The sequence below is a fragment of the Pseudomonas sp. B19(2017) genome (assembly GCF_002113165.1).
In the GTDB taxonomy this organism is placed as follows: Bacteria; Pseudomonadota; Gammaproteobacteria; order Pseudomonadales; family Pseudomonadaceae; genus Aquipseudomonas.
Genome location: NZ_NEJR01000001.1, coordinates 449632 through 466807, shown reverse-complemented (window position 1 = coordinate 466807; position 17176 = coordinate 449632). Strand labels below are relative to the sequence as shown.

Here is a 17176-nt window from a genome sequence, read left to right as displayed (position 1 = left end):
GCACTACATATTGCTCAAAAAAAAGGCCTTGCTCTTTCGGGCAAGGCCTTTTCTTCAATTCACCAGTATCAGCTGTATACACGCCCCAGTAACTGGCGGTGGCTTTCGAACTGGTCCAGCACGTCACGCACGATCTGCTCCGGTGCAAAGCCCATCAGATCGTACTCCTGGCTACCATCGTGCAAGTACACCTCGGCTCGATAGAAGCGCTGACGGACTTCCGGCTCACCTTCCACCGGTGCTTCGCTCGGCGCCGCCAGGTAGCCGTCCAGGCTCACTTCGTAGACGAACGGGTTGCCCTCTTCCATCATCACCCGCAGGCCCATCATGTTGCGCGACTGGCCAACACGGGTTTCCACCTCGAAGCCCAGGGTCTGCAACTGCGCGGCGGCCTCTTTAAGCGCCGGGCTGACATGCCGGTCCATGAACCGCTGTACCACGGCCTGGGTCGGCTGCAGTTCCAGCTGGGTCAGGCGCTCACTGAAGCCGCGACGGCCACGGGCGGCCAGCTCGGCACGCTCCTGCTCGACCACCACGTCCTGTTTCATCGCCTTGTACAGGCCGAACATGAACAGCACCAGCACCACCGAGAACGGCAGCCCCGCCAGTACCACCATGGTCTGCATGGCCTCGAAGTTACCGGCGAACAGCAGGCCGATGGTGACCAGGGTGATGACCACCGACCAGAACACCACCATCCAGTGCGGGGCGTCTTCGTCCACCTTGCCGCCCTTGCAGGAGAGGTTGGCCATCATCACCGCGCCAGAGTCGGCCGGGGTGAGGAACAGGACGAAGCCGACGAACACCGCCACACCGATCACGATCTTGGCAGCCGGGAAATATTCCAACAGCTGGTAGATCGACATCGACGGCTGTTCCAGCGCAGTCTTGCCCAGTTCCACCGCGCCCTGGTTGATTACCAGGTCCAGCGCCGTGTTGCCGAAGATTGACAACCAGGCCAGGGTAAAGCCCAGCGGGATCAGCAACACGCCGCTGACCAGTTGACGCACGGTGCGGCCCTTGGAGATACGGGCAATGAACATGCCGACGAACGGGCCCCAGGAAATCCACCAGGCCCAGTAGAACACGGTCCACAGGCCCAGCCAGCGCTCGGACTTGCCGGCTTCGCCTTCATATACGTAGAGGTCGAAGGTTTTCAGCACGATGCCGTTGAGGTAGTCGCCGATGTTCTGCACGAAGGCATTGAGCAGGTGCAGGGTTTCGCCGCCCAGCAGGACGAAGATCAACAGGCCGCTGAACAACACGATGTTCAGGTTGGACAAGCGGCGAATGCCGTTTTCCACACCCGACACCGCCGCCACGGTGGCCACGCCGGCCATGACCAGGATCACCACCAGCAGGTTGGTCTTGCTGTGGTCCATGCCGAACAGGTATTCCAGGCCGGAGGCCACCTGCATCGAGCCGATGCCCAGGTTGGTCACCAGGCCCAGCAGGGTGACGAACATGCCGAAGATGTCCACGGCGTTGCCGGCGGCACCCTTGACCCAACGCTCGCCTACCAGCGGGTACAACGCCGAGCGCAGGGCCAGCGGCTGGTTATGACGGTAGGCGAAGTAACCCACGGCCAGGCCGACCAGGGCGTAGATCGCCCAGCCGTGCAGGCCCCAGTGCAGGAAGGTCAGCTGCAGGCCCTGGCGCGCGGCGTCGAGGCTGGCAGAGGTGCCTTCCGGTGGGTTGAAGTAGTGGTCCAGCGGTTCGGAGGCGCCAAAGTACAGCAGCGAAATACCGATACCGGAGGAGAACAGCATGCCGGCCCAGGCGCCATAGCTGAAATCGGGCTGGTCATCCTTGCCGCCAAGCTTGAGCTTGCCGTAGTCGGAGAAGGCCAGGTAGATGACGAACAGCAGGTAACCGCCGATTACCAGCATGTAGTACCAGCCAAAGGTGCGGGTCAGCCATTTCTGGGCCACGCCCAGCACCTGGCCGGCGGTTTCGGGTACAGCGATAAGCAAGGCAGTCAGAACGAGGATCATCAGCGCGGAGGTGAAGAACACCACGCGGTTGACCCGTACCCTCTCGGCCGGAGGGTTGGTAAGTGAGGCAGAACTCATTGCACGAATGCTCCGGGCAGTGCAGCTGTGGAGGCTAATCAGTCTTTCCCGAGCAATTGGTGGAATATCCCCACTGCATCAGGTGTTATAAAAGCACCCTTGGAAACCGTGATCCCGAATCGATACGTTGCAAAAAACAGACAGGTGGCCTGCTGAAAATGCCACGCCTCAGCCGAGGTGCGCGCATTCGTCACAGATCACCCCGCCCGCTCCAAGGGCCCGCCGCAGGGTAGATGACCGTACGGCAGAATCTGCATTTCGCATCGCTCATGCCCGTCAACGCCTTGTATTCCGGGGGTTACGCGATTTCCTGGGGTGTCAACTCGTGCCTTTTCGACCGCCTGAAAAACTGTCAATGGCACAAATTGTCGCAGAGCTTATTCTTTATTGATTGAACGTTCAATCAAAACAAAATAGACTGGCCTTCGCCGAGTCAGCCGCCCGTCGTCTGCTCGCAGGCCTGAGGAGATAGCAAGATGCCCAAGGTCGGTATGCAACCCATCCGCCGCCAGCAGTTGATCGAAGCCACATTGCAGGCGGTCGATCAGGTCGGACTGGGTGACGCCAGCATTGCGCTGATTGCCCGTTTGGCCGGTGTGTCGAACGGCATCATCAGTCACTACTTTCGGGACAAGAACGGCCTGATCGCAGCGACGATGGGTTACATCATGAACATGCTCAACGAAGGTGTCAGAGCACGTCGCCAGGCCCTGACGGACGACAGCCCGCGCGCTCACCTGAAAGTGATCATCGAGGGCAACTTCGATGCCAGCCAGGTGAACGGCCCGGCGATGAAAACCTGGTTGGCCTTCTGGGCTTCCAGCATGCACCAGCCCGATTTGCACAGGTTGCAGCGGATCAACGACCACCGCTTGTATTCCAACCTGTGCTGCCAGTTCCGCCGCGCCCTGCCGCTCTACCATGCGCGCAAGGCCGCCCGCGGCCTGGCGGCTCTGATCGACGGCTTGTGGCTGCGTGGCGCCCTGTCGGGTGATGCATTCGACACCGACCAGGCGATACGGATTGCTTACGAATACATGGATCTACAACTGGCTAAACAGCACACCCTGGGTACAAACGACCAGGCCGCTGAACAACCGCGCACGGCCCTTGCCAACCCGGCAGGAGCGTGACGCGCAAGCCAAACCACACACTGCACTTGCGAGGACACTATGGCCCGTTTCGGAACGCAAAAACTCTACATTGATGGCGCTTACGTCGACGCTGGCAGCGATGCCACCTTCGAAGCCATCAACCCGGCCACCGGCGAAGTCCTCGCCCACGTGCAACGTGCCACCGCGGCTGACGTCGAGAAGGCCGTCGAAAGCGCCGAGCGTGGCCAGAAAATCTGGGCCGCGATGACCGCCATGCAGCGTTCGCGCATCCTGCGCCGCGCCGTCGAGATCCTGCGCGAGCGCAACGACGAGCTGGCCATGCTGGAAACCCTGGACACCGGCAAGTCGTACTCTGAAACCCGTTACGTCGACATCGTCACCGGCGCCGACGTGCTGGAGTACTATGCTGGCCTGGTACCGGCCATCGAAGGCGAGCAGATCCCGCTGCGTGAATCGTCCTTCGTCTATACCCGCCGCGAGCCGCTGGGCGTAACCGCCGGTATCGGCGCCTGGAACTACCCGATCCAGATCGCCCTGTGGAAATCCGCCCCGGCCCTGGCCGCCGGCAACGCGATGATCTTCAAGCCGTCGGAAGTCACCTCGCTGACCACCCTGAAACTGGCCGAGATCTACACCGAAGCCGGCCTGCCGAACGGCGTGTTCAACGTCCTGACCGGCAGCGGCCGCGAAGTCGGCACCTGGCTGACCGAGCACCCACGTATCGAAAAAGTCTCCTTCACCGGCGGCACCACCACCGGCAAGAAGGTCATGGCCAGCGCCTCGAGCTCGTCGCTCAAGGAAGTCACCATGGAACTGGGCGGCAAGTCGCCACTGATCATCTGCGCCGACGCCGACCTGGACAAGGCCGCCGACATCGCCATGATGGCCAACTTCTATAGCTCGGGCCAGGTCTGCACCAACGGCACCCGCGTGTTCATCCCGGCTGAAATGAAGGCTGCCTTCGAAGCCAAGATCGTCGAGCGTGTTGCCCGCATCCGCGCTGGCAACCCGGAAGACGAAAACACCAACTTCGGCCCGCTGGTCAGCTTCCAGCACATGGAAAGCGTGCTTGGCTACATCGCCAAGGGCAAGGAAGAAGGTGCCCGCGTACTGTGCGGTGGCGAGCGCCTGACCGCCGGTGATTTCGCCAAGGGCGCGTTCGTGGCCCCGACCGTGTTCACCGACTGCACCGACGACATGACCATCGTCAAGGAAGAGATCTTCGGCCCGGTGATGAGCATCCTCACCTACGAAACCGAAGAAGAAGTGATCCGCCGTGCCAACGACACCGAATACGGCCTGGCCGCCGGTGTCTGCACCAACGACATCACCCGCGCCCACCGCATCATCCACAAGCTGGAAGCCGGTATCTGCTGGATCAACGCCTGGGGCGAATCGCCGGCCGAAATGCCGGTCGGTGGCTACAAGCAGTCGGGTGTCGGCCGTGAGAACGGCATCAGCTCGCTGGCTCAATACACTCGCATCAAGTCGGTCCAGGTCGAGCTGGGCGGCTACAACTCGGTTTTCTGAACCCTGTCTAGCCCCGCCCGTGCCGCTGCGCACGGGCGTTCCCGCTCCCTGATCACCGCCAACACGAGGGTACTTTCATGTCCCAAGAATTCGATTACATCATCGTCGGTGCCGGCTCGGCCGGTAACACCCTGGCGACCCGCCTGACCGAAGATGCCGGCGTCACCGTACTGCTGCTGGAAGCCGGTGGCCCCGACTACCGCTTCGACTTCCGTACCCAGATGCCGGCCGCCCTGGCCTTCCCGCTACAGGGTCGCCGCTACAACTGGGCCTACGAAACCGACCCGGAGCCGTACATGGACGGCCGCCGCATGGAATGTGGCCGCGGCAAGGGCCTGGGCGGCTCGTCGCTGATCAACGGCATGTGCTACATCCGCGGTAACGCCATGGACTTCGACGGCTGGGCAGAACTGCCAGGCCTGGAAGACTGGACCTATCTGGACTGCCTGCCGTACTTCCGTAAAGCCGAGACCCGCGACATCGGCCCGAACGACTATCACGGCGGCGAAGGTCCGGTCAGCGTGACCACGCCAAAAGCGGGCAACAACCCACTGTTCCACGCCATGGTCGAAGCCGGCGTGCAGGCCGGTTACCCGCGCACCGAAGACCTCAATGGGTACCAGCAGGAAGGCTTCGGTCCCATGGACCGTACCGTGACCAAGAACGGCCGCCGTTCCAGCACCGCTCGTGGCTACCTGGACCAGGCAAAGAAGCGCCCGAACCTGACCATCGTCACCCACGCCCTGACCGACCGTGTGCTGTTCGACGGCAAGCGCGCAATTGGCGTGACCTACCTGGTCGGCGACAGCGAAGAACGCGTTGAAGCCCGTGCCCGCAAGGAAGTCATCGTCAGCTCGGGCGCCATCGCTTCGCCGCAGCTGCTGCAGCGCTCCGGCGTCGGCCCGCGCGCCCTGCTGGAAAGCCTCGACATCCCGGTGGTGCACGACTTGCCGGGCGTGGGCGAAAACCTTCAGGACCACCTGGAACTGTACCTGCAGTACGCCTGCACCCAGCCGGTGTCGCTGTACCCGTCGCTGCTGTGGTGGAACCAGCCGGCCATCGGTGCCGAGTGGATGTTCAACGGCACCGGCATCGGCGCCAGCAACCAGTTCGAGGCCGGTGGTTTCATTCGCACCCGCCCTGAATTCAAGTGGCCGAACATCCAGTACCACTTCCTGCCGGTGGCCATCAACTACAACGGCTCCAATGGCGTGAAGGAACACGGCTTCCAGGCGCACATGGGCTCCATGCGCTCGCCTGCCCGCGGCCGCATCCAGGTCAAGTCGAAGGACCCGCGCCAACACCCGAGCATCCTGTTCAACTACATGTCCACCGAACAGGACTGGCAGGAATTCCGGGACGGCATCCGTCTGACCCGCGAAATCATGGCCCAGCCGGCACTGGACCCGTACCGTGGCCGCGAGATCAGCCCGGGCGCACACGTGCAAACCGATGAAGAACTGGACAAGTTCATCCGCGAGCACGCCGAAACCGCCTTCCACCCGTCCTGCTCGTGCAAGATGGGCACCGACGACATGGCGGTGGTCGACGGCGAAGGCCGTGTGCATGGCATGAAGGGCCTGCGCGTGGTCGATGCGTCGATCATGCCGCTGATCATTACCGGTAACCTCAACGCCACCACGATCATGATCGCCGAGAAAATCTCGGACAAGATCCGTGGCCGCAAACCGCTGCCGCGCAGCACCGCCAAGTACTATGTGGCGGGTGATGCACCGGTGAAGGGCAAGCCGATGCGTGAAGTGAAACAGGCGTAAGCCTGCACTGGCCTCTTCGCGGGCGCGCCCGCTCCCACAGGTATTGCATCGCCAGCAGGCCTTGCGATATCCCTGTGGGAGCGGGCAAGCCCGCGAAGAGGCCCGCATAGGCAACACATCAAAAGGCACCCACCGCGGTGCCTTTTTTTCATCTGCAGAAACGCTTTACAGCCTGCCAATTCATCAGGTTAGAATCATTTGGCACGCGACCTGCTAGCGTCATGCTATCAAGTCCCCTCCCCCCTGCGGTCCCCGGAGTACCTGCCTTTGGATGCAAGCACCATCAACAGCCTGTTCCTGATCGGCGCATTGCTGGTGGGTGCAAGTATCCTGGTCAGCTCGCTGTCGTCGCGCCTGGGCATCCCTATTCTGGTCATCATCCTCGCCGTCGGCATGGTCGCCGGTGTGGATGGTGGCGGCATCATCTTCAACAACTACCCCACCGCCTACCTGGTGGGCAACCTGGCACTGGCCGTGATCCTGCTCGACGGTGGCCTGCGCACACGGGTGGCAAGCTTTCGCGTGGCGCTGTGGCCAGCGCTGTCGCTAGCCACGGTCGGGGTAATGATCACCACCGCCCTCACCGGCCTGGTTGCCGCCTGGCTGTTCAACCTCAGCCTGATCCAGGGCCTGCTGATCGGCGCCATCGTCGGCTCTACCGACGCTGCGGCGGTGTTCTCGCTGCTCGGCGGCAAAGGCCTGAACGAACGGGTTACCGCTACCCTGGAAATCGAGTCGGGCAGCAACGACCCGATGGCGGTGTTCCTCACTGTCACCCTGATCGACATGATCGCCAGCGGCCAGACTGGCCTGCACTGGAGCCTGCTCGCCCACCTGCTGCGCGAGTTCGGCATTGGCGGGCTGCTGGGGCTGGGCGGCGGCTGGCTGATGCTGCAACTGGTCAACCGCATCAACCTGGCCGGCGGCCTGTACCCCATCCTGGTGGTCGCCGGCGGCCTGGCGGTGTTCTCGGCGACCAACGCCCTGCACGGCAGCGGCTTCCTTGCCGTGTACCTGTGCGGCCTGGTACTGGGCAACAAGCCGATCCGCAGCCGCCACGGTATTCTGCACATGCTCGACGGCATGGCCTGGCTGGCGCAGATCGGCATGTTCCTGGTGTTGGGGCTGCTGGTCACGCCCCACGATCTGCTGCCCATCGCCCTGCCGGCGCTGGGTCTGGCACTGTGGATGATCCTGGTGGCGCGCCCGCTGTCGGTGGTCGCCGCCCTGCTGCCGTTCAAGGCTTTCCATGGCCGTGAAAAGGGCTTCATCTCGTGGGTCGGCCTGCGCGGTGCGGTGCCGATCATCCTTGCGGTGTTCCCGTTGATGGCCGGCTTGCCGGACGCCCAGCTGTTCTTCAACCTGGCCTTCTTCATCGTGCTGGTGTCGCTGCTGGTGCAAGGCACCAGCCTGCCGTGGATGGCCAAGCTGCTGAAAGTGACGGTACCGCCAGACCCGGCACCGATCTCCCGCTCCGCCCTGGAAGTGCACATCACCAGCGAGTGGGAAATGTTCGTTTACCGCCTGGGCGCCGAAAAATGGTGTATCGGCGCCGCCCTGCGCGAGTTGAAAATGCCCGAAGGCACGCGGATCGCCGCGCTGTTCCGGGGCGAGCAGCTGCTGCACCCGTCAGGCAGCACCGTGCTGGAAGTGGGGGACATGCTCTGCGTGATCGGTCACGAGCACAACCTGCCGGCCTTGGGCAAACTGTTCAGCCAGGCGCCACAACGTGGCCTGGACCTGCGTTTCTTCGGCGACTTCGTGCTCGAAGGCGATGCCGAACTGGGTGCGGTGGCAGCACTGTATGGCCTGAAACTCGACGGTCTGGACGCGAAAATGCCGCTAGCCCAGTTCATCCGACAGAAGGTCGGAGGCGCTCCAGTAGTAGGTGACCAGGTCGAATGGCATGGCACGATCTGGACCGTGGCCACAATGGACGGGAACAAGATTCAGAAAGTAGGCGTCAGATTCCCCGAAGGAACGCGACCCGGACCAGGATTGTTCCTCTAAACTTCGTTTCTGCCGGATCCACAAGTAGTCTGCCTATGTCCCTGCGCGTGTACCTTCGCACAGCCCTGCTCGGGCTGTGCCTGTCTCTCTCTTTTGCAGCAACTGCAGCAGAAGCCCCGACCACCGCCAGCATCCAGAACAGCCTCGACAAGATCGCCGAGCGCAAGCTGCCCGAGGCCGAGCAGAAAGCCCTGCAGCAGGTGCTGGAGCAAACTCTCAGCCTGCTCGCCAGCAAGGAAGACAACGAGAAGAAACTCGCCGCGCTCAAGCAGCAGCTGGCCGGTGCGCCGAAGGAAACCAGTGACAGCCAGCGCGAACTGGCCAGGCTCAAGGAAAGCAAGCCTCAGCCGGTGGCCCAGCGTTACGCCGCCCTCTCCGTGCCGCAACTGGAGCAGATGCTCAGCGAGCGCAGCACCCTGCAGGGCGAGCTGCAGAAGGCGTTGTCCGAAGCCAACAGCCTGATCATCAACTCGCAGACCCGCCCGGAACGCGCCCAGGCCGAGATCAGCAACAGCCAGGCACGCACCCAGCAGATCAACAGCATCCTCAAGACCGGCAAGGACGCCGGCAAACCGATCAACGCCGACCAGCGCAACCAGTTGAATGCCGAACTGGCCTCGCTGAACGCACTGACCCTGCTGCGCCGCCAGGAGCTGGCCGGCAACAGCCTGCTGCAAGACCTGGGCAACGCCCGCCACGACCTGCTGATCGAGCGCGCCGCACGTCTGGAGCAGGAAATCCAGGACCTGCAGACCCTGATCAACGACAAGCGCCTGGCCCAGTCCCAGGAAGCGGTCACCCAGCAGTCGATCGAAGCCCAGAAAGCCGGCGGCAGCAGCCTGCTGGCCACCGAAAGCGCGGTCAACCTCAAGCTCTCCGACTACCTGCTGAAAAGCACTGACCGCCTCAACGAGCTGACCCAGCAGAACCTGCGCACCAAGCAGCAACTGGACAGCCTGACCCAGGCCGACCAGGCGCTGGACGAGCAGATCAACGTGCTCAAGGGCAGCCTGCTGCTGTCGAAAATCCTCTACAAGCAGAAGCAGACCCTGCCGCACCTGAAGGTCGACCGCGACCTCGCCGACCAGATCGCCGACACCCGCCTGTACCAGTTCGAGGTCAACCAGCAACGCGAGCAGATGAGCAGCCCGGTCACCTACGTCGACAAGCTGCTGGCCGCCCAACCACAGGAAGAAGTGACGCCACAGCTGCGCAAGGCCCTGCTGGAAGTGGCGATAACCCGCAGCGACCTGCTGGAGCGGTTGAACCGCGAGCTGTCGGCATTGCTCAACGAATCGATCACCCTGCAGCTCAACCAGAAGCAGCTGCTGGGCACCGCCCAGAGCCTGCGCACCACCCTCGACGAGCAGATGTTCTGGATCCCCAGCAACAAACCGCTGGACTGGGACTGGCTGCGCTATGTGCCGGAACGCCTGGCCGACCAGGTGGCCAACCTGCCGTGGGGCTCGGGCCTGAAGGAACTGGCCGACGGCCTGAGCCAGCGCCCGTTGCTGTTCCTGCCGCTGCTGCTGGTGATCGGCGCCCTGCTGTGGCGGCGCAAATACCTGTACCAACGGCTGGGCAAGGTGCACCAGGACATCGGCCATTTCCGTCGTGACAGCCAGTGGCATACACCGCAGGCGATCCTCATCAACATCCTGCTGGCAATGCCGGTCAGCCTGGGCCTGGCCCTGTGCAGCTACGCCCTGCAGATCGACGCCCGCGGGCAGAATGCCAACCTCGGCGCTGCCCTCTGGCAACTGGCCCAGGCCTGGCTGGTGTTCTACACCGCCTACCGCATCCTCGCCCCGGGCGGCGTGGCGGAAATCCACTTCCGCTGGCACAAGCCGCAGGTCGAGTTCCTGCGCGGCTGGGTGCGCCGCCTGGGCACCGTGGTACTGGCACTGGTCGGTGTGGTGGCGGTGGCCGAACATCAGCCTTCGGCCTTGGCCGATGATGTACTGGGTATCGGCGTGGTGCTGACCTGCTATGCACTGATGGCCTGGCTGCTCAGCCGGCTGTTGCTCAGCAGCCCGGCGCACCGCGACACCTCGCTGTTCCGCAAGGCCGTGGGCGTGGCCTTCACCGCCCTGCCCATCGCCCTGTTCGTGGCCGTGTGCTTCGGCTATTACTACACCGCACTGAAACTGACCGACCGGCTGATCTATACCCTGTACCTGCTGCTGTTCTGGCTGGTGATCGAAGCCGCATTCGTGCGCGGCCTGTCGGTGGCGGCACGGCGCCTGGCCTACCAGCGCGCGCTAAGCAAGCGGGCAGCGGTCAAGGAAGGGCTGGATGGCGAGGTCATCACCGAAGAACCGACACTGGACATCGAACAGGTCAACCAACAGTCGCTGCGCCTGATTCGCCTGGCGCTGCTTGGCGGCTTCATCGCCGGCCTGTACTGGGTGTGGTCGGACCTGATCTCGGTGTTCGCCTACCTCAACAACTTCGTCCTCTACGAATACACCAGCGGCACTGGCGCTGCCGCCAGCATGGTACCTATCAGCCTCGGCGACCTGCTGGGCGCTCTGGTGATCGTCGGCATCACCTTCGCCCTGGCCGGCAACTTGCCGGGCCTGCTGGAAGTGCTGGTGCTGTCACGCCTGAATCTTGCCCAGGGCAGTGCCTACGCCACCACCACGCTGTTGTCGTACACCATCGTCGGTATCGGTATCGTCAGCACCTTGTCGACCCTGGGGGTCAGCTGGGACAAGTTGCAATGGCTGGTGGCCGCGCTGTCGGTGGGCCTGGGCTTCGGCATGCAGGAAATCTTCGCCAACTTCATCTCCGGCATCATGATCCTGTTCGAGCGCCCGGTACGGATTGGCGACACCATCACCATCGGCAACCTGTCGGGCACGGTGAGCAAGATACGCATCCGTGCCACCACCATCACCGACTTCGACCGCAAGGACATCATCGTCCCCAACAAGACCTTCATCACCGGCCAGCTGATCAACTGGTCGCTGACCGACACGGTCACCCGGGTAACGCTGAAGCTGGGCATCGACTATGGCTCGGACCTGGACCTGGTGCGCGATCTGCTGCTCAAGGGCGCCCATGAAAACCCACGCGTACTCAAGGACCCGGAGCCGATCGTGTACTTCCTCAACTTTGGCGAGAGCTCGCTGGACCACGAGCTGCGCATGCACGTACGCGACCTGGGCGACCGCAACCCGACGCTGGACGAGATCAACCGGTACATCAACCGCGAATTCAAGGCGCACAATATCAAAATCTCGGTGCGCCAGGTCGAGGTGTTCCTGATGGACCCGAAGGGCGGCAAACAGCAGCTGATTCCGGTGGAACAGCCAAAACCGGATGGCACTGCTTCGGCCTGAGTGGGCTCTAATACTTTATTCTGTGCAGAATCCCTGCGAGGGCTTCGCCCTCGTTCGCGGGCGCGCCCGCTCCCACAAGGGCCGCGCCGCTCTCAGGCACTGCGCAATACCTGTGGGAGCGGGCTTGCCCGCGAAGGGCCGCAAAGCGGCCCCAGTCCATCAATTTCTGGAGCCGGCCCCGTGAAAGCCCTCGACCAACTCACCTTCGACAATCGCTTTGCCCGCCTGGGCGACGCGTTCTCCACCCAGGTGCTGCCCGAACCCATCGCAGACCCGCGCCTGGTGGTAGCGAGCGAGTCGGCCATGGCGCTGCTCGACCTTGACCCGGCCCAGGCAGAGCTGCCGGTTTTCGCCGAGCTGTTCAGCGGCCACAAGCTGTGGGAAGAAGCGGACCCTCGGGCGATGGTCTATTCCGGCCATCAGTTCGGCTCCTACAACCCGCGCCTGGGTGATGGCCGTGGCCTGCTGCTGGCCGAAGTACTCAACGACGCAGGCGAACACTGGGACCTGCACCTCAAGGGCGCGGGACAGACGCCCTACTCGCGCATGGGCGACGGCCGCGCCGTGCTGCGCTCCTCGATCCGCGAGTTCCTCGCCTCCGAGGCCCTGCACGCCCTGGGCATTCCCAGCAGCCGGGCGCTGTGTGTGATCGGCTCGAGCACCCCGGTGTGGCGCGAAACCCGCGAAAGCGCCGCCATGCTCACCCGACTGGCGCAAAGCCATGTGCGCTTCGGGCATTTCGAGTACTTCTACTACACCAGGCAACCAGAACAGCAGCGGGTGCTGATCGACCATGTGCTGGAGCAGCACTATCCGGAATGCCGCGATGCCGAACAGCCCTACCTGGCCATGTTCCGCACCATCGTCGAACGCAATGCCGAGCTGATCGCCCGCTGGCAGGCCTATGGTTTCTGCCACGGGGTGATGAACACCGACAACATGTCGATCCTCGGTATCACCTTCGATTTCGGCCCGTACGCCTTCCTCGACGACTTCGACGCCAACTTCATCTGCAACCACTCCGACGACCGTGGCCGGTACAGCTACGCCAACCAGGTACCGATCGCCCACTGGAACCTCAGTGCGCTGGCACAGGCCCTGACCACGGTGATCGAAGTCGAACCGCTCAAGGAAGCGCTGGGCATGTTCCTGCCGCTGTACCAGGCACACTATCTGGACCTGATGCGCCGGCGCCTGGGTCTGACCACCGGGGAAGAGGAAGACATGGCGCTGGTGGAGCGCCTGTTGCAGCGCATGCAGAGTGGAGGTGTGGACTACAACCTGTTCTTCCGCAGGCTGGGCGATCAGCCGGTCAGCGAGGCGCTGAAAGTGGTGCGCGACGACTTCATCGACCTGGCCGGTTTCGATGCCTGGGGGGCGGACTACCTGGCCCGCTGCGCACGCGAAGCGGATAATGCCGAAGGGCGGCGTGAGCGCATGCATGCGGTGAACCCGCTTTACGTGCTGCGCAACTACCTGGCACAGAAAGCCATCGAAGCGGCCGAAGCAGGGGATTACAGCGAAGTGCGGCGGCTGCATCAGGTGCTGAGCAAGCCCTTCGAAGAGCAAGCCGGAATGCAGGCCTACGCCGAACGCCCACCGGAATGGGGCAAGCATCTGGAAATCAGCTGCTCTTCCTGATTAACACCGAAACCTGTGGGAGCGGGCTTGCCCGCGAAGCAGACAACGCGATGGATGGCACCGGCTTCGCCGGTGTTCGCGGGCAAGCCCGCTCCCACGGGGATTCGCGATACACCTATTGGAGATGAAATGTCCGAACCACTGGTAATCCCCTGCCCCCACTGCAACGGCCTCAACCGCCTGCCCGCCGAGCGCCTGGGCGACGCGCCGAAATGTGGCCGCTGCAAACAGGACGTACTGCTGAGCACCCCCTTCGAACTCAGCGAAGCCAGCTACGCCAGCCAGATCAAAGGCGACCTGCCATTGCTGGTCGACATCTGGGCCGACTGGTGCGGCCCGTGCAAGTCCTTCGCCCCCACCTTCGAACAGGCCGCCCGCCAACTGGCCGGCCGCTGCCGCCTGGCCAAGCTCGACAGCGAAGCCAACCGCAACCTGGCCGGGCAACTGGGCATCCGCTCGATCCCCAGCCTGCTGCTGTTCAAGAATGGCCGTGAAGTCAGTCGCCAGGCCGGGGCGTTTCCACTGCAGTCGTTGCTGGAGTGGTTGCGTAGCCAGGGGGTCTAAGCATTCTCTTCGAGCAGCGAATGCAACTCGACGAACTGCTGGGTCAGCTTGTGCCTGGGCTCCAGGTGAATCAGCGGCAGGCTGGCATGGTGCGACTCTCGCATCTTCACCGAACTACCCAGGTACACCGGTAGCACCGGCAGCCCTTCGGCCAGCAGCTCGTCGAGCATCTGCTGCGGCAGGCTGGCACGGGACTGGAACTGGTTGACCACGATGCCTTCGACCACCAGGTCTTCGTTGTGGTCGTCCTTGAGTTCTTCGATCTCGGCCAGCAGGCCATACAGCGCCTGACGGGAAAAACTGTCGCAGTCGAAGGGGATCAGCACGCGATCGGCGGCGATCAATGCGGAAACCGCATAGAAATTCAGCGCCGGCGGGGTATCGATGTAGATGCGCTCGTAGTCCTCGTCCAGTTCGTCGAGCAATTTGCGCAATTTGTTGATCTTGTGCTTGGCCTCAAGCTTCGGCTGCAGGTCGGCCAGCTCGGCAGTGGCGGTCACCACGTGCAGGTTATCGAACGGGGTTTCGTAGATATCGACCTTGTTCTTCTTGCTGAACGGCCCGCTGGACAGGCTTTGCTTGAAGAAGTCGGCGATGCCCATGGGGATGTCCTCGCCGGTGAGGCCGGTGAGGTACTGGGTCGAGTTGGCCTGGGCATCCAGGTCGATCAACAGGGTCCGGTAGCCTTCATTGGCACTGACCGCCGCCAGGTTGCAGGCGATACTCGACTTGCCCACGCCACCTTTCTGATTGAACACCACGCGCCGCATGATTGACCTCCGTGTATCAACGAATGCCCGAGTATGTGGCGCCACTGCGGCAATGGCCAGTGCCATTTGACCGGCATTACCCTTGGCCGCCCACCTGCCCCGTCAACAGTTCGGCAAATGCCTTGGCCATCACCGAATTGCCGCGCTCGCGCTGCACCAGCCATACCGCCGATATCGCCCCTTCATCCAGCAACGTGCGATAAACCACCCCCTCGATGCGCATGCGCTGGAACGACGCCGGTAGCACCGACACCCCAAGCCCCGCCGACACCAGGCCAATGATGGTCATCGCCTCCCCAGCTTCCTGGGCAAAATGCGGGCTGAAACCCGCCTGGCGCGCCAGGCTCAGCAGCTGCGCATGCAACCCGCTGCCATAGCTGCGTGGGAAGAACACGAACGGCTCATCGGCCAGGTCGCCCATGTGCACGCCATGTTCCGTGCCTTCTGCCAATGGATGAGAGGCATTGATCACCGCCACCAGCGGCTCGCGAAACAGTTCAGTGGCCACCAGCCCTTCCGGCAGCGGCATCGGCCGCATCAGCCCCACCTCGATAGACTCGTCGAATACGCCTTCTGCAACGTCGCGGCTGCTCATTTCCTTTAGGTTCAGGTGCACCGCCGGGAAGCGCTGGCGGAAGGCATGGATGGCCTTGGGGATCTTCGAGGTGAACGGTGCCGACGAGGTAAAACCGATCTTCATCTCCCCCAGTTCACCCAACTGCGCACGCCGGGCCACATCGGCAGCCCGCGCCACCTGCGCCAGTGCCTGGCGGGCTTCGTCGAGGAACAGCCGCCCTGCCTCGCTCAGCTCGACCCGACGGTTGGTACGCTCGAACAGGCGGGCCCCCAGTTCCTGCTCCAGCGCCTGGATCTGTTGGCTCAAGGGGGGTTGCGAAATACCCAACTGCCGAGCAGCGCGGCCAAAGTGCAGCTCTTCGGCCACGGCGATGAAGTAACGCAGATGACGCAATTCCATGAGCGGCTCCGAACAGGTCGCAAAACGTCTCAAATAGGTCGAACAATATATTGGATGTAATTATTAGCCAGCTATATGCTTTTTTTCATTGCGCCAGAGGTACCCGCCCGTGAAAACTGCTGTAGCGCCCCTTCCCGCCGAGCCCGAACCTGCCTCGCTGAACGAAATGTGGATCGAAAAAGGCACCCCCGCTTTCATGAAGACCGTGCTGGCACTGTTCAGCGGCGGCTTCGCCACCTTCGCCCTGCTGTACTGCGTGCAGCCGATGATGCCGTTGCTGTCGAAGGAATTTGCCATCAATGCGGCGCAGAGCAGCCTGGTGCTGTCGGTCTCCACAGCCATGCTGGCGTTCGGCCTGTTGATCACCGGCCCCATCTCCGACCGCATCGGGCGCAAGCCGGTGATGGTGTTTGCCCTGGTCTGCGCCGCCCTCTCCACCCTGGCCAGCGCGATAATGCCGAGCTGGGAGCTGGTACTGGCCACCCGCGCCCTGGTCGGCCTGTCACTTAGCGGCCTGGCGGCGGTGGCCATGACCTACCTGAGCGAAGAAATTCACCCACAGCACATCGGCCTGGCCATGGGCTTGTATATCGGTGGCAATGCCATTGGCGGTATGAGCGGGCGCCTGATCACCGGCGTGCTGATCGACTTCGTCAGCTGGCACACGGCGATGCTGACCATCGGCGGCCTGGCCCTGGTGGCGGCGCTGGTGTTCTGGAAGGTGCTGCCCGAATCGCGCAATTTCCGCGCGCAGGCGATGAACCCACGCAGCCTGCTGGATGGTTTCGTCATGCACTTCAGGGATGCCGGCCTGCCCTGGCTGTTCCTCGAAGCCTTCCTGCTGATGGGCGCTTTCGTCACCCTGTTCAACTACATCGGCTACCGCCTGCTGGCCGAGCCCTACCACATGAACCAGGCGCTGGTCGGCTTGCTGTCGGTGGTGTACCTGTCGGGCATCTACAGCTCGGCGCAGGTCGGCGCGTTGGCCGACAAGCTGGGCCGGCGCAAGGTTTTCTGGGCCAGTATCGTGGTCATGGCGGGCGGCTTGCTGATGACCCTGGCCAGCCCGCTGGTGATGGTGATTGCCGGCATGCTGGTGTTCACCTTTGGCTTCTTCGGCGCGCACTCGGTGGCCAGCAGCTGGATCGGCCGCCGGGCCTTGAAGGCCAAGGGGCAGGCGTCGTCGTTGTACCTGTTCAGCTATTACGCGGGGTCGAGTGTGGCCGGTACGGCGGGCGGGGTGTTCTGGCACCAGTGGGGTTGGAATGGCATCGGGTTGTTCATCGGCAGCCTGCTGGTGGTGGCGTTGCTGGTGGCGCTACACCTGAGCAAGCTGCCACCGAAATCGGTGTGAAGCATTCGCGGGCACGCCCGCTCCC

The 17176-nt window shown here is 63.0% G+C and carries 11 protein-coding genes; 8 read left to right on the top strand and 3 right to left on the bottom strand.

The window, feature by feature from the left end:
* Positions 1-68 precede the first annotated feature (68 nt).
* Complete coding sequence (locus tag CAF70_RS02225) at positions 69-2015, bottom strand: BCCT family transporter (protein WP_256573239.1); 1947 nt, start codon at positions 2013-2015, stop codon at positions 69-71.
* A gap of 533 nt (positions 2016-2548) precedes the next feature.
* Here CAF70_RS02225 and betI point away from each other — a divergent pair.
* The 7 genes from betI to trxC all read left to right on the top strand — a co-directional run bounded on the left by betI (position 2549) and on the right by trxC (position 14051).
* Positions 2549-3205, top strand: a complete 657-nt coding sequence (betI, locus tag CAF70_RS02220; protein WP_003259891.1) for a transcriptional regulator BetI — start codon at positions 2549-2551, stop codon at positions 3203-3205.
* 39 nt (positions 3206-3244) lie between these two features.
* Positions 3245-4717: a betaine-aldehyde dehydrogenase gene (gene betB, locus CAF70_RS02215; protein WP_085621698.1), complete on the top strand. Its 1473-nt coding sequence runs from the start codon at positions 3245-3247 to the stop codon at positions 4715-4717.
* 77 nt (positions 4718-4794) lie between these two features.
* Positions 4795-6492 carry a choline dehydrogenase gene (gene betA, locus CAF70_RS02210; protein ID WP_085621697.1) on the top strand — a complete coding sequence of 566 codons (1698 nt, stop codon included), beginning with the start codon at positions 4795-4797 and terminating at the stop codon, positions 6490-6492.
* A 267-nt stretch (positions 6493-6759) separates the two neighbouring features.
* Positions 6760-8502, top strand: coding sequence for a potassium/proton antiporter (locus CAF70_RS02205; RefSeq protein WP_085621696.1), 1743 nt, complete (start codon positions 6760-6762; stop codon positions 8500-8502).
* Positions 8503-8537: 35 nt separating this feature from the next.
* Entirely contained in the window at positions 8538-11846 is a 3309-nt protein-coding gene (gene mscK, locus CAF70_RS02200; RefSeq protein WP_085621695.1) for a mechanosensitive channel MscK, read from the top strand.
* 180 nt (positions 11847-12026) lie between these two features.
* Entirely contained in the window at positions 12027-13487 is a 1461-nt protein-coding gene (gene selO / locus CAF70_RS02195) for a protein adenylyltransferase SelO (RefSeq protein WP_085621694.1), read from the top strand.
* 129 nt (positions 13488-13616) lie between these two features.
* A complete protein-coding gene (gene trxC / locus CAF70_RS02185; protein WP_085621693.1) occupies positions 13617-14051 on the top strand; it encodes a thioredoxin TrxC in 435 nt (144 codons plus the stop codon).
* Here the strand turns inward: trxC and CAF70_RS02180 are convergent.
* On the bottom strand, positions 14048-14821 hold the full coding sequence (locus CAF70_RS02180) for a ParA family protein (RefSeq protein WP_085621692.1): 774 nt from the start codon (positions 14819-14821) through the stop codon (positions 14048-14050). The genes trxC and CAF70_RS02180 overlap by 4 nt on opposite strands.
* Before the next feature lie 76 nt (positions 14822-14897).
* A complete protein-coding gene (locus CAF70_RS02175) occupies positions 14898-15797 on the bottom strand; it encodes a LysR family transcriptional regulator (RefSeq protein WP_085621691.1) in 900 nt (299 codons plus the stop codon).
* A 166-nt stretch (positions 15798-15963) separates the two neighbouring features.
* Between CAF70_RS02175 and CAF70_RS02170 the strand changes: the two genes are divergently transcribed.
* Positions 15964-17151, top strand: a complete 1188-nt coding sequence (locus CAF70_RS02170) for an MFS transporter (RefSeq protein ID WP_256573238.1) — start codon at positions 15964-15966, stop codon at positions 17149-17151.
* Positions 17152-17176 lie beyond the last annotated feature (25 nt).

Bases quoted from the DNA above. Each gene is read 5' to 3' on its own strand.
- betI (WP_003259891.1), top strand. From the start codon at position 2,549: ATGCCCAAGGTCGGTATGCAACCCATCCGCCGCCAGCAGTTGATCGAA.
- betB (WP_085621698.1), top strand. From the start codon at position 3,245: ATGGCCCGTTTCGGAACGCAAAAACTCTACATTGATGGCGCTTACGTC.
- betA (WP_085621697.1), top strand. From the start codon at position 4,795: ATGTCCCAAGAATTCGATTACATCATCGTCGGTGCCGGCTCGGCCGGT.
- mscK (WP_085621695.1), top strand. From the start codon at position 8,538: ATGTCCCTGCGCGTGTACCTTCGCACAGCCCTGCTCGGGCTGTGCCTG.
- trxC (WP_085621693.1), top strand. From the start codon at position 13,617: ATGTCCGAACCACTGGTAATCCCCTGCCCCCACTGCAACGGCCTCAAC.
- CAF70_RS02180 (WP_085621692.1), bottom strand. From the start codon at position 14,821: ATGCGGCGCGTGGTGTTCAATCAGAAAGGTGGCGTGGGCAAGTCGAGT.
- CAF70_RS02175 (WP_085621691.1), bottom strand. From the start codon at position 15,797: ATGGAATTGCGTCATCTGCGTTACTTCATCGCCGTGGCCGAAGAGCTG.
- CAF70_RS02170 (WP_256573238.1), top strand. From the start codon at position 15,964: ATGTGGATCGAAAAAGGCACCCCCGCTTTCATGAAGACCGTGCTGGCA.